21 protein-coding genes and 1 other RNA gene are annotated in these 21,449 nt (G+C 37.7%); 18 read left to right on the forward strand and 4 right to left on the reverse strand.

The features are described from left to right. Nucleotides 1–26: 26 nt before the first annotated feature. The 3 genes from O3798_RS04450 to O3798_RS04460 form a co-directional block, all read right to left on the reverse strand. On the reverse strand, nt 27–485 hold the full coding sequence (locus O3798_RS04450; RefSeq protein ID WP_175814801.1) for a universal stress protein: 459 nt from the start codon (nt 483–485) through the stop codon (nt 27–29). Between the two features lie 140 nt (nt 486–625). Further along, nucleotides 626–815: non-coding RNA, 6S RNA (gene ssrS / locus O3798_RS04455), on the reverse strand. Nucleotides 816–888: 73 nt separating this feature from the next. Further along, nucleotides 889–2,157 carry a replication-associated recombination protein A gene (locus O3798_RS04460; protein ID WP_371463606.1) on the reverse strand — a complete coding sequence of 423 codons (1,269 nt, stop codon included), beginning with the start codon at nt 2,155–2,157 and terminating at the stop codon, nt 889–891. Nucleotides 2,158–2,299: 142 nt separating this feature from the next. On the opposite strand from O3798_RS04460, the gene O3798_RS04465 reads away from it, so the two are divergent. Together O3798_RS04465 and O3798_RS04470 are read left to right on the forward strand one after the other, a co-directional pair. Beyond that, nucleotides 2,300–3,406, forward strand: a complete 1,107-nt coding sequence (locus O3798_RS04465; RefSeq protein ID WP_371463608.1) for a cysteine desulfurase family protein — start codon at nt 2,300–2,302, stop codon at nt 3,404–3,406. A 70-nt stretch (nt 3,407–3,476) separates the two neighbouring features. Further along, a complete protein-coding gene (locus O3798_RS04470) occupies nt 3,477–3,824 on the forward strand; it encodes a cysteine desulfurase (RefSeq protein WP_048713379.1) in 348 nt (115 codons plus the stop codon). 76 nt (nt 3,825–3,900) lie between these two features. On the opposite strand, the gene O3798_RS04475 is transcribed toward O3798_RS04470, so the two are convergent. Beyond that, nucleotides 3,901–4,137, reverse strand: a complete 237-nt coding sequence (locus O3798_RS04475; protein WP_048713376.1) for a helix-turn-helix transcriptional regulator — start codon at nt 4,135–4,137, stop codon at nt 3,901–3,903. 217 nt (nt 4,138–4,354) lie between these two features. Here O3798_RS04475 and mnmA point away from each other — a divergent pair, with 217 nt between their 5' ends. The 16 genes from mnmA to hisS all read left to right on the forward strand — a co-directional run bounded on the left by mnmA (nt 4,355) and on the right by hisS (nt 21,441). After that, entirely contained in the window at nt 4,355–5,479 is a 1,125-nt protein-coding gene (gene mnmA / locus O3798_RS04480; RefSeq protein WP_285252036.1) for a tRNA 2-thiouridine(34) synthase MnmA, read from the forward strand. 25 nt (nt 5,480–5,504) lie between these two features. Beyond that, nucleotides 5,505–7,913, forward strand: coding sequence for an ATP-dependent RecD-like DNA helicase (locus tag O3798_RS04485; RefSeq protein WP_371463610.1), 2,409 nt, complete (start codon nt 5,505–5,507; stop codon nt 7,911–7,913). A 104-nt stretch (nt 7,914–8,017) separates the two neighbouring features. Continuing rightward, a complete protein-coding gene (locus O3798_RS04490) occupies nt 8,018–8,458 on the forward strand; it encodes an ACT domain-containing protein (protein WP_065426994.1) in 441 nt (146 codons plus the stop codon). Then, a complete protein-coding gene (locus tag O3798_RS04495) occupies nt 8,458–9,180 on the forward strand; it encodes an HAD family hydrolase (RefSeq protein ID WP_285252039.1) in 723 nt (240 codons plus the stop codon). The genes O3798_RS04490 and O3798_RS04495 overlap by 1 nt, the downstream gene beginning before the upstream one ends. A 9-nt stretch (nt 9,181–9,189) precedes the next feature. Further along, nucleotides 9,190–10,545: an MATE family efflux transporter gene (locus O3798_RS04500; protein WP_285252040.1), complete on the forward strand. Its 1,356-nt coding sequence runs from the start codon at nt 9,190–9,192 to the stop codon at nt 10,543–10,545. Next, nucleotides 10,546–11,559: a CPBP family intramembrane glutamic endopeptidase gene (locus tag O3798_RS04505; protein WP_285252041.1), complete on the forward strand. Its 1,014-nt coding sequence runs from the start codon at nt 10,546–10,548 to the stop codon at nt 11,557–11,559. It begins immediately after the preceding gene. Between the two features lie 11 nt (nt 11,560–11,570). Then, a complete protein-coding gene (locus O3798_RS04510) occupies nt 11,571–11,804 on the forward strand; it encodes a DUF1858 domain-containing protein (RefSeq protein ID WP_371463613.1) in 234 nt (77 codons plus the stop codon). After that, nucleotides 11,805–13,022, forward strand: coding sequence for a DUF438 domain-containing protein (locus O3798_RS04515; RefSeq protein ID WP_285252042.1), 1,218 nt, complete (start codon nt 11,805–11,807; stop codon nt 13,020–13,022). Nucleotides 13,023–13,094: 72 nt separating this feature from the next. Continuing rightward, nucleotides 13,095–14,726 carry a Na/Pi cotransporter family protein gene (locus tag O3798_RS04520; protein ID WP_371463615.1) on the forward strand — a complete coding sequence of 544 codons (1,632 nt, stop codon included), beginning with the start codon at nt 13,095–13,097 and terminating at the stop codon, nt 14,724–14,726. A gap of 110 nt (nt 14,727–14,836) precedes the next feature. Continuing rightward, the gene (locus O3798_RS04525; protein WP_048781895.1) at nt 14,837–15,097 is read left to right on the forward strand and encodes a hypothetical protein; all 261 of its coding nucleotides are present in this window, start codon (nt 14,837–14,839) and stop codon (nt 15,095–15,097) included. After that, nucleotides 15,045–15,326 (forward strand): helix-turn-helix transcriptional regulator, encoded by a 282-nt coding sequence (locus tag O3798_RS04530; protein WP_285252044.1) that lies wholly within the window; start codon nt 15,045–15,047, stop codon nt 15,324–15,326. The genes O3798_RS04525 and O3798_RS04530 overlap by 53 nt, the downstream gene beginning before the upstream one ends. A 127-nt stretch (nt 15,327–15,453) precedes the next feature. Beyond that, entirely contained in the window at nt 15,454–17,079 is a 1,626-nt protein-coding gene (locus O3798_RS04535; RefSeq protein WP_371463618.1) for an ABC-F family ATP-binding cassette domain-containing protein, read from the forward strand. A gap of 85 nt (nt 17,080–17,164) precedes the next feature. Then, nucleotides 17,165–17,650, forward strand: a complete 486-nt coding sequence (locus O3798_RS04540; protein WP_048711339.1) for a nucleoside 2-deoxyribosyltransferase — start codon at nt 17,165–17,167, stop codon at nt 17,648–17,650. Between the two features lie 138 nt (nt 17,651–17,788). After that, nucleotides 17,789–18,841 (forward strand): 3D domain-containing protein, encoded by a 1,053-nt coding sequence (locus O3798_RS04545; protein WP_371463622.1) that lies wholly within the window; start codon nt 17,789–17,791, stop codon nt 18,839–18,841. A 102-nt stretch (nt 18,842–18,943) separates the two neighbouring features. Beyond that, a complete protein-coding gene (locus O3798_RS04550; RefSeq protein ID WP_371463624.1) occupies nt 18,944–19,753 on the forward strand; it encodes a Cof-type HAD-IIB family hydrolase in 810 nt (269 codons plus the stop codon). Nucleotides 19,754–20,124: 371 nt separating this feature from the next. Next, nucleotides 20,125–21,441, forward strand: a complete 1,317-nt coding sequence (gene hisS, locus O3798_RS04555; protein ID WP_371463626.1) for a histidine--tRNA ligase — start codon at nt 20,125–20,127, stop codon at nt 21,439–21,441. Nucleotides 21,442–21,449 lie beyond the last annotated feature (8 nt).

The raw sequence follows: 21,449 nt of genomic DNA on the forward strand, positions 1-21,449 counted from the left end.
TGTGCTTATTTATTTGGTTAAAAGGATTAAGGACGTTTGTTTTCTAAGTCCGTTCTTACGACTAAAACATCGCAAGAAGCATTACGAATGACATATTCAGATACTGAACCGATGAAGAGACGTTCCACCGCATTTAAACCAGTAGCGCCCATCATAATAAGGTCAATTCCGTAATCTTTTGTTAATTGTTTAGAGATAACTACTTTAGGAGAACCGTATTCAAGAACGGTTTCCACATCCGTGAAGTTATGAGCCTTAGCATCTTCTACGTATTCAGCAAATAAGTTTTCAGCTTGTTTACGAATCTCATCTGAGAAATTGCCTTCAAATCCAGTAGGTGTTTGAAGAGAACGAGTATCGATGACGTGTGCTAACACAAGCTTTGCATGATTTCGTTTAGCCACTTCAATGGCTTTGTCAAAGGCTAGTTTGGCTTCCTTGGAACCATCGATTGGAACGAGAATTTTTTCATATTCATGAAACATAAAATCACATCCTTATTCTTGATACCCTTATTATACACCTAAATAAAGCGAATGAAAAGGGAACCAAAACGGATGGAAATAGGAATTAAGGCAAAAGAAAAACCACTCACGAAGAGTGGCCTAAAGTTAATAACTTTATATAGATTTCCAACGATGCCGTTTGATGTATTTGTTAGTTTGAACCCGCATCTAAAGCAGGTGGGCTTCTATGTATTACTTCCTAACTACCAAGTGAAAGGGCTTGTTATCTGTAATATCAATCTGAATCCCTAAAAAGTCGTAAATTGTTCGGTCAACACTTAGTAAATACCGCGCACATCTTAGATCTCTATGTCATTATAGTAGCACAAGAGTAGGTCGATTGCAATAAAAGTTTGGTACCGATTTCTTAAGAAATCACTAATTATTTTTGACGATATTTTTGGTATTGTTTCATCAATGCATCCTCATATGAAGAGGTTGGTTCTGCCTTGAAATACTCCTCATTTTTAAGCGCGTCAGGCAAGTATTGCTGTTTCACGAAGTGTCCTGGATAGTCATGTGGATACTTGTATCCAACACCACGTCCCAATTTTTGAGCACCTGAATAATGAGCATCTTTTAAGTGGTCTGGAATGCTAATCGCACGACCTTTTCTGACATCAGACAATGCACTATCGATTGAGCGAATAGCCGTGTTTGATTTAGGTGAAAGAGCGAGTTCGATAATGGCGTTCGCTAGAGGAATTCTAGCTTCCGGTAAACCAAGACGTTCAGCAGCTTGTACGGCTGAGACAGCTCGAGCGGCCCCTTGAGGATTTCCTAGTCCGATATCTTCATAGGCAATAACTAAAAGGCGTCTCATTAAGCTTGTTAAGTCACCAGCTTCCATTAAACGAGCAGCGTAATGCAAGGCTGCATTCACATCTGATCCTCGAATCGATTTTTGAAGAGCGGAGATGACATCGTAATGTTGGTCGCCGTCTTTATCATAAGAGAGTGCTTTTCTTTGGATACATTCTTCTGCGATTTGAATCGTGATATGGATTTTTCCATCGTCACTAGCTTCAGTTGATTTAGCGGCTAGTTCTAGTGCGTTTAGGGCGCTTCTGACATCTCCGTTAGTACTACTTGCAAAGTGAGTTAAGGCTTCTTCTGTGACGTCTAGATTTAGTTTTCTTAAGCCACGTTCTTCATCTTCGATAGCTTTTAAGAGTGCTTTTTGAATATCCTGCGAAGAAAGTGGTTTAAGTTCAAATATTTGAGTACGACTTCGAATCGCTGGATTAATGGAAATGTACGGATTCTCAGTCGTTGCTCCGACTAAAATAATTCGGCCATTTTCCAGATGAGGCAATAAGAAGTCTTGTTTCGTTTTATCAAGACGATGGATTTCATCGAGTAGTAAAATCACGCTACCAGACATCTTTGCTTCTTCAGCAACAATTTGTAAGTCCTTTTTTGTATCGGTGGCTGCGTTTAGTTGTCTAAAAGCCACTTTTGTACTTCCGCTAATGGCGCTAGCGATACTTGTTTTCCCAGTTCCTGGAGGACCATATAAAATCATGGATGATAATTGTTTGGCCACAACCATGCGATTGATGATTTTTCCAGGAGAGACAAGATGCTCTTGACCAATCACTTCGTCAATCGTACGAGGTCGCATACGGTAAGCGAGCGGTTGATGGTTCATGACAGTTCCTCCTTAAATTTCTTTATGTTTAGTGTATCATAAGTTGAAAGAATGATATAATAGGAAAGATTAAAACAACTTATTAGGACAATAAATAGTCATCACGTATAATAGTATTGTTTGAAAGTGAGGAGAGTGCAAGGTGAATTACTTAGATTATGCAGCAACGACGCCAGTAAACGCAGAAGTATTAGAAGTGATTACAAAGGAAATGGCTTCTTTTGGGAATCCGTCTAGTGTCTATCGTATTGGTCGTGAACAAAAGCAAAAAATCGAACGTGTGAAGAAAGCTATTTTATCTGAACTACAAGCATCTCCACACGATGCCATTATCTTTACAAGTTCAGGTTCTGAAGGAAATAACTTAGTATTCGAGAGTATTCGTGAGCATTTCGCGAATGAAAAAGGTCATATCATTGTTTCTGCTGTTGAGCATCCTTCTGTTCGTAAATCGGCTGAATTTTTAGAACAAGAAGGCTTTGACGTGACGTATTTAGCTCCAAATAAAGATGGCATTGTGACGGTTTCTGAAATTGAGCAGGCTCTAAGAGAGGATACACGTCTGGTTTCTGTCATGACGGTCAATAATGAAACAGGCGCACGTTTCCCAATTGAAGAGATTGCTGCTTTATTAAAAGACAAGCCAACTTATTTCCATACAGATGCCGTTCAAGCCTTTGCACAAGAAGCTTTAACGGTGGATGGAATTGACTATTTAACGGCTTCAGGACATAAAATTTATGCGCCAAAAGGGATTGGATTCCTATATAAATCAAAAGATGCGCCAATTCACGCTTTAATTAAAGGCGGCGGGCAAGAGCTAGGGTTCAGAGCAGGAACGGAAAATGTTCCTTATATTTTAGGGCTTGAAAAAGCAATGCAAATCGTTGTAGAAAAAAGAGATGAGCTCGTTCAAAACTATCAAGAGTTACGTGAGTATCTAATCGAGAAGTTGTCTGAAAGAGGCATTGAGTTTGAGTTTAACGGCGTAGCAAATCCAAAGAATCCGCATATTTGTAATATCTGGCTGAAGGGAAGAAAAGCGACACAAACGTTAATCTTCAATGATTTAAAAGATGTTTCAGTATCTGCTGGATCAGCATGTTCAGCTGGAAGTGTACAAATCAGTCCAGTATTGTCTGCAATGTTTAAAGGCGAAACGAGTCGTCTTGAAGAATCTGTCAGACTTTCATTTGGAATGGGTTCAACAAAAGAAGATATTGACGCCTTTGTGGACGCACTGCGTTAAGAGAGAGCTTTTGTTTAGAGGCAAAATATGGTAAACTAACGTTGTAGAAAAAGAAAGAGGAGAAGCGCATATGGCATTTACACCAACTGCATCATTAAAAGGATCAAACCAAGTCTTTTCGGTTAGTCCAACATGTAAAGGATACACATTACGTGATAATGGCTTTACAGAAACAAAATCTGGGAACTTCCAATTAATTCGTAGTTTAGACGAAACAATTGATGATCACCGTGGATTAAAATTAAAAGTCATGGTGGATAAAGATAAGAAACAATTGAAAATTTCGACAGTAACGAAGAATGGCCTGCAAACAGTTGACTTATACGGTAAAGCAAATACTGCTATGGCTGTAGAAAAGTTAGAGTTTATTTTAGAAGGGCTTGTTGAACGAGGAGTTCTCGAAGTAACAACAAAATAGTGTATAAGAAAAGAGAGACAGTTCAAAATTGAACTGTCTCGTTTATCATGCACGGGCGGTGTTCCCTGTAGCTGTATTATTCGACTTCAGGTAGCGGCTTAAATTGTGCTACGAAGCTTTGAGTGTCGCCAAAATAAAGATTCTCGCTAGGAACTTCATATAGCTCCTGCATTCTTTTGCTTAAAGAATATGGAAGATTAGTTGAATCTTTTTCATACTTCGTAAGCGTATCTTTGTTTATTTTAAGATATTTGGCGGCTTCTAACAGTGTTAAATTACGATTTACCCGTGCTGCTCGTAAAGAGATCATCATACACCTTCGCCCCCTTTTTCTCAACTTAATTATAGTGAAAACGCAACCGTTTGTCAAAAACACAATTGGGCAAAAATCCCAGTACTATCGCATTTTCAATGATTTACAAGCAAAAATTTTGAAAAAAATAAAAATAAATTTAAAATTAGGGTAAATTCTGATAACTCGACCTTCAAATCGACTAGTTCAGGAAATAAATAGAAATGATGGTGAAAGAATGAGTAACGAAAAAACAAGAGTTGTCGTTGGCATGAGTGGAGGAGTTGACTCCTCTGTAACAGCTTTACTATTAAAAGAAGCTGGATATGATGTCATCGGTATTTTTATGAAAAACTGGGATGATACGGACGAAAATGGCGTTTGTACAGCAACTGAAGACTACAAGGACGTAGCTGCGGTTGCAGAACAAATTGGAATTCCGTATTATTCAGTAAACTTTGAGAAAGAATATTGGGACCGTGTATTTGAATACTTCCTTCGTGAATATCGCCTAGGACGTACACCAAACCCAGATGTGATGTGTAATAAAGAAGTGAAATTCCAAGCTTTCCTAGATTATGCACTGCAATTAGGAGCAGATTATGTGGCGATGGGTCACTATGCACGTGTGGAAAAAGACGAAAATGGAATTGTTCACTTATTAAGAGGGAAAGACAATAATAAAGACCAAACGTATTTCTTAAGTCAATTGAATCAAAAGCAATTAGAAAAAGCGATGTTCCCAATTGGACACTTAGAGAAAAAAGAAGTGCGTGAGATTGCTGAAAAGTATGATCTTGCGACTGCGAAGAAGAAAGATTCTACTGGTGTATGTTTCATCGGAGAACGTAACTTCAATGAATTCTTATCAAACTATTTACCAGCTAAACCTGGAAAAATGGTGACATTGGATGGTGAAGTAAAAGGCGACCACGCTGGACTCATGTACTACACAATTGGACAACGCCAAGGTCTTGGTATCGGTGGCGGTGGTAAGACAAATGATCCATGGTTTGTAATCGGAAAAGACTTATCGACAAACACTTTATATGTGGGTCAAGGCTTCCATCATCCAAACCTCTATTCAGACAGCTTAACAGCGACAGATATTCAATTTACAAATGACCTACCAAAAGAGCAAACATTTGAATGTACGGCTAAATTCAGATACCGTCAACAAGATACTAAAGTGAAAGTAGTATTAGATGAAAAGGACCCAACGCGTGCAACGGTTATTTTTGATGAACTTGTTCGTGCGATTACACCAGGCCAAGCTGTCGTATTTTATGACGGGGAAGAGTGCCTTGGTGGAGGCATCATCGATAAAGCGTATATGAACGGAGAAGAACGTCAATACGTATAAATAAAACAAAGAAAGGAGATTCCAAATGAGTGATACACCTTATATTGTAGGGGAAGTATTAACGACTTTTTTCGAGAATCCGCAAAACTTCTATAAAGTCATGCTCGTTCGCGTTATCGAATCGGATTGCGTGGATGTGGATGACGAGATTGTTGTGACTGGGATTTTCGGACAAATTCATTCGGATATCTCCTATCGTTTTAATGGGAAAATTGTTTCTCATCCAAAATACGGAGAACAATTCCAAGCAGATAATTATCAACAGACGCAACCAACTGGTAAAAGAGGGCTCATTCAATATTTATCGAGCGCTCATTTTCCAGGAATTGGGGAGAAGACGGCTGAGAAAATTATTGAGAAGTTGGGCGAGGATGCTATGGAGCGTATCTTAAACGACGAGACTGCGCTTGATGGGATTACAGGCCTCACGAAAAAGAAAAAAGAAATGATTCGAGAAGTCATTCAGCAAAACCAGGGAACTGAGAAGTTAATGTTTGAACTGACGAATCTTGGATTTACACCTGCGATTGCTCAGAAAATTATCGGCATGTATAAAGATAAGGCTAGAGCTGTCTTAGACGAGGATCCTTATGTACTTCTTCAAAGAATTGAAGGACTTGGTTTTAGACGAATGGATAGTATTGCCCAGTCCATGGGGATTGATCCAGACGATACTTCAAGACTTAAGGGTGCGCTCTTTGTTGTGACAAGAGATTTCTGCTATCAAACAGGAGATACTTACTTGATGGCAGAAGTGTTAATTACGCAAGCACAGCGATTACTCGAGTCATGCCAAAATTACTTAATCGAACCAGATAGACTAGTAGATGCATTGAATGAATTAATCCGTGAAGGTGTTGTGTTTTCTGATGAAAATCGTATTGCGATTGCGTCTTTATACTACGCTGAACTTGGCATTAGTAATGCTCTTTCAAAACGGATTACGGCTTCAAAACTTGAAATTAGTAAAGAAAAAATTGATGAAGCCATTCAACAAACCGAAGAGAAGTTTGAGATTCAATATGATGCGTCTCAAAAAGAGGCTATTTACCGTATTATGACTGAACCGCTTTTTGTATTAACAGGTGGACCAGGGACTGGGAAGACAACGATTATCAATGCTGTGATTGACGTCTACGCGCAACTGAATGAACTTGATAACGATGAAGAGATTGAAGAGGCGATTGTTCTTGCAGCACCAACAGGACGTGCAGCGAAACGGATGAATGAGTTGACAGGTTATCCTGCTTCTACGATTCATCGCCTGCTCGGAATTGCGATTGATAGTGTGGATGATAGTTTTGAAGATAAGGAAATTACCGGAGAGTTCTTGATTATCGATGAGATGTCAATGGTGGATACGTGGTTAATGAACCGCGTGTTTAAAGCGGCGCCTGAAGGATTGAAGATACTACTTGTCGGAGATAGCAATCAATTGCCTTCTGTTGGTCCTGGACAAGTCTTAACGGATTTACTGGAAACGAATCAAGTACCAGCCATCGAACTGAAGCGAATTCACCGCCAGACACAGCAGTCATCGATTGTCGAATTAGCCCATAGCATTAAAGATGGATTCTTGCCAAGGAACTTTATGGAGAAACAAACAGACCGCAGCTTCTTGCCGTGTTCTACAGAACGATTGGTAACCATTATTGAGCAAGTCGTTGTAGCGGCACTTAAAAAAGGCTATACGAAGAGAGATATTCAAGTTCTGGCTCCGATGTATAAAGGGGATGCGGGTATTAATGCCATCAATCAGATGATGCAAGAAATCTTAAATCCTAAGATTGGAAATTCTGTGCGCGAAGTGGAATCCTTTGATAAAGTCTTCCGTGTAGGGGATAAAGTCCTTCAACTAGTGAATTTACCGGAAGAAAATGTCTACAATGGGGATATTGGTGAAATCACAGCGATTCAGTTTGCAAAAGAAAATGATGACCAAGTGGATAAGATTTTCGTTCTATTTGATCAAACGGAAGTCGAATACCATAGAACTGATTGGCAACAATTGACGCTTGCTTATTGCTGCTCGATTCATAAGGCACAAGGGTCTGAATTTAAAATGGTTATCTTGCCAATGGTGAATCAGTACTCACGTATGTTGCAAAGAAATCTATTGTATACGGCAGTTACAAGAAGTCAGCAGTATCTCATTATGTGTGGGGAAGCAGGGGCATTCCAAAAGAGTGCGACAACGATTCCTCCTAAACGTGCGACTTTCTTACAAGAGTTCTTAACGAATTTCGACATTGAAAAGACAGAAGAAACTCCAGCAATTAAAGAGAATAAAACAGAGTCGTCGCTCGATGATACCGTTCTTTCAGACGAAGGCAAAGAAATCCAATTAACCATCCAAGCAATTGAAGACGCTCTTATTTCTCCGATGATTGGAATGGACGACTTAACACCATATGATTTTATGACAAGAAGCTAGTTATCTAGCTTCTTTTTTTCGTGTTCTTTTAGCCGGAATTAATTGCCATCTGTCCATGATGTAGGGTAAAATGGATACAAATGATTATGAAAGAAGGACAAATGATGAATCGACAAAAACATTTTTTAGTTTCTGAAGATGCTGTTCCTCCTGTATTTGCTAAAGTTTTGCAAGCTAAAGAACTACTTGCAACAGGACAAGCAAAAGACGTCACTGAAGTAGTGAAGATGGTTGGCATCTCACGCAGTGTTTATTATAAGTATTATCGTAAAGTACAAGGATTTTCTTCTGTAAATGCAGGAAGAAAAGCATCTATCAATATCCATATGAAAAATATCAAAGGAACGCTGACAAAGACGCTTGAAGTATTTGCAAATCGTGATATGAACATCCTAACGATCTTCCAAGGATTAGCGATTCACAGTGTCGCTGTTGTACAAATCATGATTGATATTTCTGAGGCAACGGTAAGTGTAGAAGACGTGATTAAAGAAATTAATGCTTTAGATAACATTATTTCTGTGGAGTTACAAAGTATCGAATAATGAAACAAGAATTTTTAAATTATTTAACAGAAACCAATATTAAAGTATTGATTTTCGATAAAGATGGCACATTAACGGATACATCCACGTTATGGTTTGAGCCAACGATTTTAGTTCTTAACGAATTAGTGAATCGTAATGAGATGAATCTAACAAATGCAGAACATGACGAGTTGTTTGACCGTCTTGGTATCACTGAAACTGACATCATCGAAAACAGCGTGATTGCTTCAGGTACAGTTCGCGATATGCTGGAAGTCTTAAATCATTTCAGGCCAATCGATATCGAAGAAAATTACGACTTTGTAGTGCATTACTTTGCCGACTATATTCTAAGTCATCCAAAGAAAATCCAAACACTTGGAGATGTAAAGCGTGCACTTTGCGTACTGAAGGAAAAAGGATTTGTGATTGCTTTAGTCACAAACGATTCGAAGTTACCAGCCGAAGCCGTTTTACAAGTTGCTGGAATTAATGAGTTATTCGACTTCATTGGAACCACCGATGAATTTCCTTCAAAGCCAGCAACGGATTCACTACATGCGATTCAAAATCGTTTTGGTGTCTCTTTTAACGAGATGATTTATATTGGGGACTCAACAGTAGATGAAGAGTTTGCCAAAAATACTGCTGGGTTTATTGCTGTGACAAGCGAACCTAATAATCTAGAAGTTCTTCCTAGTGCAATCTTTAAAGTGAAATCAATTGATGAATTAAGTTAGGAGGAAATGATGAATAGTACGATACAAGAAAATCATAAATTCAAAGCGCTACTAACCATTTTAATTCCAGTTTTAATTTATCAAATTGCCAATTATTCGGCTCAATTTATTGATACGGTCATGACTGGACGATATAACGAAGTCCATCTTGCCGGAGTATCGATTGGTGGGAGCTTGTATGCGCCATTTTTCTCATTATTGACAGGGACGATTTCAGGGCTGGTGCCGATTGTTGGACAATATTTTGGACAGAAGAAAATGGATAAAATAGAGCAGGTGATGCGTCAATACTTAATCATTGGCGTCGTATTAGCCATTGGACTATTTGTTTTTGGACTCCTATTTCTTAAACCTGTTTTAGGATTGATGAATTTAGAACAAGAAGTGGAAGCTGTAGCAGTAGGATATTTAACGTTGTTATCCTTAGGGTTTATTCCATTATTACTCTTTAGTGTCTTAAGATCTTTTGTGGACGCTTTAGGATTAACCAAAGTATCGATGTTGCTCATGGTATTAGTGGTTCCGCTGAATATGTTCTTTAACTATTCACTGATTTACGGTCAATTTGGCTTCCCTGAAATGGGAGGAGCTGGGGCTGGACTTGGAACCGCACTGGCTTACTGGGGGTTGCTCGTTGTAGCATTTATAGTGTTTAGAAAACATCCAGTATTAAAAGAATATGATGTTTTAAAATGGAGCGGAATTGATGTCAAAATGTGGAAGGAACCATTTAAGATTGGGCTTCCAATTGGTTTGTCGATTTTTGCGGAAGTTGCTGTTTTCGCATTTGTAGGATTACTCATGTCGAAATTTGGGACATCGATTATTGCATCCCACCAGGCTGCGATGAACTTTGCAACTGTCGTTTATGCATTCCCAATCAGTATTTCTACTGCGTTAACCATTATTGTTTCTTATGAAGTCGGTAGAAAAGATATTCGTTCTGCAATGCATTTTGCTTATATTGGAATTGCGACGGCTGTGACACTTGCTGTTGTGACGTTAACATTATTAGCGCTCAATATCCAATCGGTGGCCGCGCTATATGGAACAGACCCAGACTTTATTCAGTTAACCGTTGTGTTTTTAACTTATAGTCTGTTGTTCCAACTGTTTGATGCAGTGGCAGCGCCAATTCAAGGAACACTCAGAGGGTTCAAAGATGTTCAAATGCCATTTATCTTATTTTTAATTGGCTATTGGATTATTGGATTGCCAATCGGATTTATACTAGATAATGCATTTAATGCTGGTCCATATTCTTATTGGATTGGTTTGATATTGGGATTAATGAGTAGTTGTATCTTCTTAGTTTTCAGATTAAGAAGAGTGTTTAAAAAATATAAGGAATCACGAGGTGTGTAAATGTTTGAATCATACAAAGAAGAAGTAACATTTAATGAAGAAAGAGGGTCTGAAGATTTCGACCCACAAAATGAATTTTATCAAGAAGATATGGAAGAATTGTTTAAAAAGGACATTACTTCTATCGGAAGAAGATTAATTGTTTATATGTTAGTTTTCTTCTTCTTCGCAGCTGCTGGTCAACAAGGGGCGGCCCAAAATGCAGTTGACACTGAAGATTTTTACGGAATTTGGGGAGTAGGCCTATTTATTGCGGCTTCTCTAAGTTTACTTGTTTGGTCTCTTTCAAAAAAATTTCCAATGAAACGTATTTATGAGCACGTTGCTCCAAGAAAAATGAATATACAGTCGTTTGCAATGTTATCTGCGAGCTTATTTGGAATTCGCTTTATCTCAAAACTCTTATTAACAGGTCTTGAAAAATTGTTATTGGAAATGGGCATTCCAGCAACTCTTGTAGCAAATACAAGTGAAGAGTTAACGTCTAGTATCATTTTTGTACTGTATTTAGGAGTCATGGCTCCTGTTGTAGAAGAATTTATTTTTAGAGGGTTCATTGGATATCGTCTTGAGCGTTACGGGAAAGTATTTACGATTCTATTCACGGCTCTTATTTTCTCACTATTCCATGCCAACATTACACAAGAAGTCTTCACATTTATGGCGGGTATTGTTTTTGCTTATGTTGCTATTGAATACGGCTTCCAATGGGCAGTAGTCGTCCATATGATGAATAACTTCATATTTGCAGTTGTGCTCGATATCTATCTTGCACAAATGATAGATTTTGGCAATTTTTCTCTCGTTCAACTACTAGATTTAATTGGCTTTGTTGTGTTAGTATTTGTGATTATTTTGAAATGGAAAGATATTAAGGAATATTTGGATGTGAATCGTGGTTTCCATGGAATTGCACAAATCACGTTTAGTCGAGTAACGATTATCTTATACATTATTTATCTTGTATATCGTACTTTTTTACCATACTTCGCACCATACTTATTTTTTAGATAGGAGGAGCTTCTTTGAATACTATTTATTTAGAAGATAGCGTCTATACAACAATCACTGAGCATCCAGAAGTAAAGGATTTACTCGTTGAAATTGGCTTTAAACCACTTAATCAACCGCAGATGGTTCATACTGTTGGACGTATTACGAATATGATTAAAGGTTCTAAAATTGCAAAAGTTCCTTTAGAAACCATTGTTGAAACATTAGAGATGAATGGATACATCGTTAAAGAAAGCAGGGATTAGATGGCTAAAGAAGATTACACGATGGAAGAGCGTCAGGAGATTTTAAAAGACTTGATGCTGCGCCTTCATGCAGGAGAAGATAAAGAAGTCATTCAAAAAGAATTCAATGCAGCCTTTGATGAAATCACTCCTTATGAAATCCAGTTAATGGAGAGAAACTTAATGAGTGAAGGGATTACTTTTGCTGAAATTATGAGCCTCTGTAATGTCCATGCAAACTTGATGGGGTCTAAAGTCAATACGGAAACAACGGTTGCTGATTTCGAACAACCGGGACATCCAGTACATGTCATGAAGATGGAAAATTTAGCGATTCGAGGCGCATTAGACCGTGTGGAACGGTTGCTGAAGAATTATTTAGAGACGAAGGATGAAACAATTAAAAAGGGTTTGAATCGCCAAATTTCGTTGCTTGGTCAATTTGATAATCACTTTCAAAGAAAAGAATATGCCATGTTTCCGATTATGGAGAAAAAGGGCATTACCGCACCTCCTAAGGTAATGTGGGGTGTTGATGACCAAATTCGTGAATTGTATAAGGATTTCAAGACGGCACTAGAAAATGAACAAGCTAATGTGTTAGAAGAGTTTGAAGTGGTCCGTGATGAATTACTAGAGATGATTCAAAAGGAAGAGAATATTCTGATTCCGATGGTGGAACAAGTTTTCCATGTAGATGATTGGGAAACAATTGCTACGCAGTCCCCAGAATATGGATACTGTATTGTAAAACCTGAAAAAGAGTGGGCGGTCAAAAAAGACTTCGCCCCTGTGAAGACAAAAGTCGAGGTTGAAGAAGAAGGAGATATTCCTTTATCGACTGGGTCGCTTTCATTGAAGCAGCTCAATCTGATTTTGAATTTATTACCGATGGAATTGTCGTTTGTAGATCACAATAATATTGTGAAATATTACAACGAAGGAAATGGTGAAGAGAAAATCTTTAAACGCACACCAAGCGCAATAGGCCGTGACGTGATTTTATGTCATCCGCCTAAAGTACATGAAACGGTTCAAACCATTTTTGAACAATTAAAGTCAAAACAAAAAGAAAAAGAAGAAATGTGGTTTAAGAAAGACGGCATGATGGTGCATGTGACGTATCACGCTGTTTGGGATGAAGAAGATAACTATGTTGGGTGTCTTGAATACGTTCAAAACATCCAATCGTTAGTGGATCATTTTAATCAAGCAGATGTGAAGCGAACTCTTTCTTAATGACTTTTAATATGTTACAATGCACGTGGATACATTCCACATTACACTTAACTTTAAAGGAGTTATTGACTTATGTATATGACGATGATTCTCGGTGCAATTGCTGGTCTAAGTTTATTCTTATACGGGATGCAATTGATGGGCGACGGATTACAAAAAGTAGCCGGAGAAGGCTTGAAAGGGATTATTCGTAAATTAACGAAAAATCGATTCATGTCAGTACTTGTTGGGATGTTTGTAACAACAATCATTCAAAGTTCATCAGCAACGACAGTAATGGTTGTTGGTTTCGTAAACGCTGGGCTAATGACATTAGCGCAAGCAGTAGGTGTTGTCTTTGGAGCAAACGTCGGAACGACGATTACAGGGCAAATGGTTTCCTTTAACTTGTCACAATGGGCACCTATCGTCATCGCTTCTGGTTTAGTAGCGAACATGCTTACTAAAAATCCAAAAGTTAAAGAAGCTAGTGAAATCTTTATTGGTTTTGGTATTTTATTTATTGGTATGAGCTCATTGAGTTCTGCTTTACAACCGTTAAAAGAATTGCCTGAATTTACTAACTGGATTCTTCAATACGGTAGCAATCCATTTATTGGTGTCGGAATCGGTCTTTTAATGACCCTTGTCTTACAAAGTTCTTCAGCAACCATTGGGGTATTAATCGCTCTTGCTAGTCAAGGTGTGCTTCCTATTACTACAGCGGTGTTTATCATCTTCGGTGATAACATCGGAACATGTACAACTGCTTTAATTAGTAGTTTAGGTACTTCTCGTCGTGGAAAACAAGTTGCTTTATTCCACTTAATGATTAATGTTATCGGTACAGTTTACTTTATGCTTTTCCTTCGCGGTATTCTTGTGAATGTTGTTGAATCTATTGATCCTGGTAATGTTGCTCGTCAGATTGCCAATGCACATACGATTTTCAATATCGTTAACGTAATTGTCCTATTCCCATTCACAAATCTTTTAGTGAAGTTGATTCAAATGATTATTCCTGATGGAGAAGACGAGGAAGAAAGCATTACGCGTTATCTTGATAAACGTATCTTGGTAACTCCAACAATCGCGTTAGAAAACACAATGTATGAATTCGCTGCGATGGCTCAAGAAACAAGTAGTGCTTTAGAAAATGCGATTGGAGCTGCTCGTACGCGTGATAAGAAACTTGTGAAGAAAGCTCTTGAAAACGAGAAAAATATCAATGCGTACGAAAAAGCAATTGTGAAGTATTTAGTTGAAATTTCTCAACAAAGTGTATCTGCAAAAGACCAACAAACAATCGATGAATTGTTTAGTACAGCTAACGACATCGAGCGTATCGGGGATCACGCAGAAAACATTGCAGACTTCGCAAAATCAATTATCGAACGCGAAATCTTCCTAGACGAAGATACAGCTCACGAATTAGATGGCTTGTACGCACTTGTTCAAAAAGGATTCGCATTATCAATTGACGCCTTATCAACTGGTGATCAAGATAAAGTTCAACAAGCGATCCAAATCGAACGTGATATTGATAAACTCAAGATTGAAGTTCGCGATAAATACATGAAACGTATGAACAAAGGAATTGCTTCTGCTGAATCAGGTATTTTCGTAATGGACTTATTAAGTAACCTAGAACGTGTCAGCGACCACTTCAGAAATATTTCTGAAACAGTAGAACGTTTGAAACGTGCGGTTATCGTAACTGAATAACACTCTCAATCCGTAGGCAATTTTTGTCTACGGATTTTTTTTATAAAAAGTAAGATATACCGTATACGGTATATTCCTTATACGGTATAATGTGTTTAGGAGGGATGTTTATGGGAGAAACATTTGAAATAAGTGAATCAAAATATGAGGATATTAAAGATCTTCCTTATGATAAATTGGTAAAAATATTAGCGGTACTAACCATCGTTGAAGAAGAAGGTCTCACGCCAGCCGTCTGGGAAAAATGGGGAGCAGGAAAGAATAAACGGGAGTATTTACGCTTTGAGGTTTCAAGAGACTATAAGGAGGGTGTACCAAATGGGACGATACCAGAAGAAATTATACACTATGTTAAATACTACGTATCCTAATTTTGTATCTGATTTTAATAAAGAATATTCGAAGCAAAAGATTGCATTGCAGCTTGTAGAGTTACGCCTTGAAACCGGTCTTTCTCAAAGTCGCTATGCCGAAGAGAATCAGCTGTTACAAAATAAAATTTCTGCAATAGAAAAAGGGAAAACGAATCCACGCTTATCAACTATTATCGAAATGGCCGCGAAGAATGGATATAAGGTTGAACTGAAATTTACAAAGTAAGACACAGAATACTATTTGAGCTAGTCTACAGCAGACTAGCTTATTTTGTGTAACAGTTAGTACAAAGGTTTAAAAAACAGCTAGAGTATGATAGAATGAATCGAATTCAAAAACAAAGGAGAACGAAATGCTAAAAGTACAAAACGTAAGTCTATTATTTTCAGACCGTAAATTGTTTGACGATGTTAACATCACTTTTACACCAGGAAACTGTTATGGGGTTATTGGTGCGAATGGTGCCGGAAAATCAACTTTCCTAAAAATCTTGTCTGGGGAATTACAACCAACAACTGGTGAAGTTATCCTAGATCCACATGAACGTTTAACAGTCTTAAAACAAGACCACTTCGCCTTCGAAGATGAACGTGTTATTGATACAGTTATCATGGGTCATAAACATTTATATGACATCATGAAAGAAAAAGACGCTATCTACATGAAAGAAGATTTCTCTGATGAAGATGGTATCCGTGCTGCTGAACTTGAAGGGGAGTTTGCTGAATTAAACGGTTGGGAAGCTGAAAGTGATGCTTCACAATTATTACAAGGGTTAGGAATCACTGAAGACCAACACTACAAACTAATGAGCGAATTAGTCGAAGCAGACAAGGTTAAAGTGTTACTTGCACAAGCATTATTCGGTAAACCAGACGTTCTTTTATTAGACGAACCTACAAACGGTTTGGATGCAAAGTCAATCGCATGGTTGGAAGAGTTCTTAATCAACTTTGATAACACAGTAATCGTTGTATCCCATGACCGTCACTTCTTAAACAAAGTATGTACGCATATGGCGGACGTTGACTTCGGTAAGATTAAATTATTCGTTGGTAACTATGATTTCTGGTTACATTCAAGCCAATTAGCTGCAAAATTATTAGCTGACCAAAACGCGAAGAAAGAAGAGAAAATCAAAGAGTTACAAGAGTTTATCGCTCGTTTCTCTGCGAACGCTTCTAAATCAAAACAAGCGACTTCTCGTAAGAAAATGTTGGATAAAATTACATTGGACGATATTCAACCTTCAAGCCGTAAATATCCATTCGTTGGTTTCTCACCAGCGCGTGAAATCGGGAATGACTTATTATTAGTCGAAGGCTTATCAAAAATAATTGATGGTGAAGTGATTTTCGAAAACGTAAGCTTCCAATTATCAAAAGACGATAAAGTAGCGTTCTTAAGCCGTTCAGATATTGCAATTACAACATTATTCAAGATCTTAACAGGCGAAATGGAAGCAGACAGCGGTACATTCAAATGGGGTGTCACAACTAGTCAAGCGTACTTACCAAAAGATATGACAGACGAATTCTCAAATGAGAACTTAAATATTTTAGAATGGTTACGTCAATACGCACCAGTAGAAGAACAAGATAACACATTCTTACGTAGCTTCTTAGGTCGTATGTTATTCTCTGGAGACGATGTTATGAAACAAGTAACTGTTCTTTCAGGGGGAGAAAAAGTGCGTTGTATGTTATCTAAATTAATGCTTTCTAAAGCAAACGTATTAATCTTAGACGATCCAACAAACCACTTAGACTTAGAATCAATCACTGCATTGAATGATGGCTTAATCGCCTTCAAAGGTTCATTACTATTCTCAAGTCATGACCACGAGTTTATTCAAACAACTGCGAACCGCATTATCGAAATCGGACCAAAAGGCATTGTGGACCGTCTTGGCTCTACTTATGATGAGTTCCTTGAAGATGAGGCTGTTCAAGCACGTGTAGATGCGTTATATAATTAATAAATTATTAGACCAGAAGGATTAAAGTCTTCTGGTCTTTTTGCTGTATTTAGTGTAGGATAAGGTTATTAGAGGAGGTATTCATATGACAAAAATTTATTTTGCAAGTCCATTATTCTCAGAAATGGAATTAGCCTTTAACAAAGTACTCGTAGAAAAAATTCGCAACCAGTTCCCAGGGGTAGAGGTGTACTTACCACAAGAACAAATGGCGATTAATGACAAGAGCTCGTATGCGGACTCAACAATGATTGCCCAATATGATACAGATGCCTTATTAGAATCAGACTTAATGATTGCTGTTTTAGATGGTGCAGTGATTGATGTCGGTGTTGCCAGTGAAATCGGGGTAGCGTATCACGCAGATATGCCAATTCTTGGATTATACACAGATAGCCGTCAACAAGGGGCAGATAATCCTCAAAAATTAGAGGCATTACAAGAAGTAGCAGAGTCACAGTTTAGCTATGTAAACCTTTATACAGCAGGCCTTGTCAAACTTCGCGGGGAGATTGTTTCTAGCAGCGATGAGCTCCTTGAAGCGCTAAAAGCCTATCTTAAGGAATCATAAAATTGTAAAGTTTTGTTACAGTTCTGTAATATAACTGATACTTTCTCAATATGTTTCTCATGTAAAATGTGAGGTAAGTTGGAGAAAGTGTGGTGAAAATCACTTTTGAAAAAGATTAAACATATTGTTCTGACTTTAATGGCTTTTATCTTAGTGTCTGGACCGTTAGCACCTTCAGTATTTGCGGAGGAAGCGGATATTCAAAAACTAGAAGCACAATTAACTTCAGAATTACAAAAAGTGAATACGAAATATCAAGAAATTGAAAGTTTAAACCAACAAATCGATTCTCTCAATAAAGAGAAAGAAACGCTTGCTGAAAAGATTACGACACAAGAAACAAAAGTGGAAGAACGTAAACAAGTCGCATCTAAACGATTGCAACAAATTCAAGTTTCTGACTTTGTTTCTTATAGTATTTTACATTTACTAAATTCAGAAAGTCTTTCAGATTTCTTTAATCGATTATATGTGTTTCAACAATTATTCCAATCGGATGAAGAAGTGTTGAAGAGCTTATCCGAGCAAGTAGCTGAATTATCTCGCCTGAAAACAGCAGCAGAACAAGCGTCAACTGACGTAGTCGCTAAAAAAGAACAACTTACCGCTGAGAGTCAAGCGTTTGAAGGTTCAGTCAATGATTTGAAAAAATTAATTGCTGATAACAAAGAAGCTCTTGCAAAAGTTCAAGAACAAAAGAAAGAAACATCTGCAGTAGTGGCATCAGCTATTACAGCAGTTGCACAATTAACTACAGATAAACCAGATGTAGCCTCATCTACGCAGCAAACACCAACGACACAAGCTGCGACAGCTGAACCAGCTACAACGGTTGCTCAAACACAAGCACCTGCAACACAAGAAACACCAACGACACAAGCAGCTGCAGCAAGCAACCAATCTGGTGGAAGAACATTAAACGTTCAAGCGACTGGATATTCTTATAACGAACCAGGATTAAGCCCTTATACAGCGACTGGAATCGACTTACGTAAGAATCCAACAGTCATTGCAGTTGACCCAAGCGTGATTCCTTTAGGAAGCTTAGTTGAAGTTCCTGGATACGGAATTGCGATTGCTGGAGATACTGGTGGAGCAATTAAAGGAAATATCATTGACCTTCACTTCACAACAGTAGATCAAGCAAACCAATGGGGAAGACGAAATGTTACGATTCGAATTCTAAACTAAACGAAAAGCACTCTCAAATAGAGAGTGTTTTTTTGTTGGGTATGTTTTCAATAGAGGTTTTGTGATAAAATATTTTTGTATTAATAATAAGGAGTAGTTGTAATGATTAAATTAATTGCTATCGACATGGATGGCACACTATTAAACAGAAAAAAAGAATTATTAGATGAGACGAAACAATATTTCAAGAACTTTCATAACAAAAACACTGAAACTTTATTAGTGCTTTGTACAGGTCGTCCTGAAAGTGGAATTCGTCCATATTTAAAAGACTTAGGATATTTAGAAGAAAACCACTATATTATTAGTCAAAATGGCGCCAACATTTACGAGAGTCAAACAGGTAAACGTGTGATGGATGCGTTCGTTGATTCTGGTGCGATTCAAAAATGGATTGAATTAGGAAAGAGACATGGAATCAGCGTGATGGGTGCTGGTGTTGATTACTATTATTGTTTTGATCAAGATCCAACTGAATGGATGGAGTTTGATGTAAAACTTGTGAGTGGCAAGTTGAAAAGAATTCCAACCAAAGAGTCTTTAAACACTGATTTCTATAAAATCCTACTAATGGGAGATGAAGAACAACTCAATGAGTTTGAAACATTTATTCCCCAGGAGTGGAGAGACGAATTTTATGTGGTTCGTAGCCAAAAATATTTAGTTGAAGTACTAACAAAAGGTGTAAATAAAGCTTTTGGATTAGAAAAATTAGCCCAAAAACTAAATATCGAGCCGAGTGAAATCGCGGCTATTGGGGATGCTGCTAATGACATCGAGATGTTAGAATACGCAGGACTTGCCATTGCGATGGGGAATTCAAGCGAAGAGGTAAAAGCTATCGCGGACATCGTCACAGATACTAATGAAAATAATGGCGTTATTAAAGCGATTGACAAGTTAATTCAGTAAGAGTACAAGAAGCAAAATGTAACTTATATGTTACATTTTGCTTTCTCTCTTTTTAGTAGATTTAGACAGGATAGAATAATGAGGTTTTCTTGACAAATACGCATTCCTCTAGTATTCTTTATAGCAACAATATAAATCCTTAGACAGAGACATAAAACGTACACTAAAGAGATAGAAGCCGTGGCTGAAAGCTTCTAACCGTACAAGGAAAGACACTCTTGAGGAGAATAATGCAAAGTTATTCCGGTAATTCCGTTATCATTAAGAGGGAAAGAGCTCTTTCCGAACTAAGGTGGTACCACGAAATTTTCGTCCTGACTTCTATTGAAGTTGGGATTTTTTTATTTTTATTAAAAGAAAGGATGATTCATATGATTCAAAAACCAAAAGGGACAGCCGATTTATTACCTGAAGAACTCAAAATTTGGCACTATATCGAAGAAACAGCACGCATCATTTTAGGCGATTATCAATTTGAAGAAATGCGTACACCAATGTTTGAAAGCTACGATTTATTTAGCCGTGGTGTTGGGGATACGAGTGATATCGTTTCAAAAGAGATGTATGATTTCTACGATAAAGGAGATCGTCACATTACACTTCGTCCAGAAGGAACTGCAGCGATTGTTCGTGCTTATGTAGAAAATAAATTATACGGACCAGAGCATAAGAAACCTTATAAAGTGTATTATATGGCTCCAATGTTCCGTTATGAGCGTCCACAATCAGGACGTCTTCGTCAATTCCACCAATTAGGAGTTGAGGTGTTTGGTTCTACAAATCCTGCTACAGACGTAGAAACGATCGCGATGGCTTGGGATTTATTAAAAGAACTCGGATTATCAAATATGCGCTTAGTGATTAACTCACTAGGTAAAACAGCTGACCGTATTAAATACCGTGAAGCGTTAATCAGTTACTTAGAACCATTTGCGGATGAATTAAGTGAAGATTCAAAAAATCGTCTTCACAAAAATCCATTACGTGTATTAGATAGTAAAGACAAACGTGATATTGAAATTGTGAAAAATGCACCTCGTATTTTAGAATTCTTATCAGATGAAGCACGCACTCACTTTGAAAAAGTACAACAATACTTAAACGCATTAGAGATTCCATTTGAAATCGATGAAACAATGGTACGTGGGCTTGACTACTACCAAGATACAATTTTTGAAATCATGACAGATTCTAAATCATTCGGTGCTAAAACGACGATTTGTGGTGGCGGACGTTATGACGGTCTTGTACAAGAACTTGACGGACCTGAAACACCAGGATTTGGATTTGGTCTTGGAATCGAACGTCTTGTGCTATTAATGAAAGATGAAAAAGTAGAAGTTCCTGAATTACAAGAACTAGATGTGTATGTTGTTGGACTTGGTGAAGCAACAGAAGAGGAAGTATTGAAACTTTCAATTTCACTCCGTCAACAAGGGTACTCAGTGGATCGTGATTTCTTCGGACGTAAAGCAAAACCACAATTCAAGAACGCTCAAAAATATGGCGCTAAAGTGGTCATCACACTTGGTGAAGAAGAATTAGAAACAAAACAAGTACCAGTGAAAGTAATGAATACTGGTAAAGAAGTAAAAATTAATTTACAAGAACTCTACGAAGATTTTGATAGCATTTATCGTCAAATCACAATGGATACAACAGCCATTGACGAGTACTTTGGTAAATAGAAAGAGGG

Source organism: Granulicatella sp. 20925_1_45, assembly GCF_041433555.1.
Classification (GTDB): Bacteria; Bacillota; Bacilli; order Lactobacillales; family Aerococcaceae; genus Granulicatella.

What these genes read in the sequence shown, in the direction of transcription:
- O3798_RS04450 (WP_175814801.1), bottom strand. Translation starts at nt 485, where the DNA reads ATGTTTCATGAATATGAAAAAATTCTCGTTCCAATCGATGGTTCCAAG.
- O3798_RS04460 (WP_371463606.1), bottom strand. Translation starts at nt 2,157, where the DNA reads ATGAACCATCAACCGCTCGCTTACCGTATGCGACCTCGTACGATTGAC.
- O3798_RS04470 (WP_048713379.1), top strand. Translation starts at nt 3,477, where the DNA reads ATGGCATTTACACCAACTGCATCATTAAAAGGATCAAACCAAGTCTTT.
- O3798_RS04475 (WP_048713376.1), bottom strand. Translation starts at nt 4,137, where the DNA reads ATGATGATCTCTTTACGAGCAGCACGGGTAAATCGTAATTTAACACTG.
- mnmA (WP_285252036.1), top strand. Translation starts at nt 4,355, where the DNA reads ATGAGTAACGAAAAAACAAGAGTTGTCGTTGGCATGAGTGGAGGAGTT.
- O3798_RS04485 (WP_371463610.1), top strand. Translation starts at nt 5,505, where the DNA reads ATGAGTGATACACCTTATATTGTAGGGGAAGTATTAACGACTTTTTTC.
- O3798_RS04490 (WP_065426994.1), top strand. Translation starts at nt 8,018, where the DNA reads ATGAATCGACAAAAACATTTTTTAGTTTCTGAAGATGCTGTTCCTCCT.
- O3798_RS04495 (WP_285252039.1), top strand. Translation starts at nt 8,458, where the DNA reads ATGAAACAAGAATTTTTAAATTATTTAACAGAAACCAATATTAAAGTA.
- O3798_RS04500 (WP_285252040.1), top strand. Translation starts at nt 9,190, where the DNA reads ATGAATAGTACGATACAAGAAAATCATAAATTCAAAGCGCTACTAACC.
- O3798_RS04505 (WP_285252041.1), top strand. Translation starts at nt 10,546, where the DNA reads ATGTTTGAATCATACAAAGAAGAAGTAACATTTAATGAAGAAAGAGGG.
- O3798_RS04515 (WP_285252042.1), top strand. Translation starts at nt 11,805, where the DNA reads ATGGCTAAAGAAGATTACACGATGGAAGAGCGTCAGGAGATTTTAAAA.
- O3798_RS04520 (WP_371463615.1), top strand. Translation starts at nt 13,095, where the DNA reads ATGTATATGACGATGATTCTCGGTGCAATTGCTGGTCTAAGTTTATTC.
- O3798_RS04525 (WP_048781895.1), top strand. Translation starts at nt 14,837, where the DNA reads ATGGGAGAAACATTTGAAATAAGTGAATCAAAATATGAGGATATTAAA.
- O3798_RS04530 (WP_285252044.1), top strand. Translation starts at nt 15,045, where the DNA reads ATGGGACGATACCAGAAGAAATTATACACTATGTTAAATACTACGTAT.
- O3798_RS04535 (WP_371463618.1), top strand. Translation starts at nt 15,454, where the DNA reads ATGCTAAAAGTACAAAACGTAAGTCTATTATTTTCAGACCGTAAATTG.
- O3798_RS04540 (WP_048711339.1), top strand. Translation starts at nt 17,165, where the DNA reads ATGACAAAAATTTATTTTGCAAGTCCATTATTCTCAGAAATGGAATTA.
- O3798_RS04545 (WP_371463622.1), top strand. Translation starts at nt 17,789, where the DNA reads ATGGCTTTTATCTTAGTGTCTGGACCGTTAGCACCTTCAGTATTTGCG.
- O3798_RS04550 (WP_371463624.1), top strand. Translation starts at nt 18,944, where the DNA reads ATGATTAAATTAATTGCTATCGACATGGATGGCACACTATTAAACAGA.
- hisS (WP_371463626.1), top strand. Translation starts at nt 20,125, where the DNA reads ATGATTCAAAAACCAAAAGGGACAGCCGATTTATTACCTGAAGAACTC.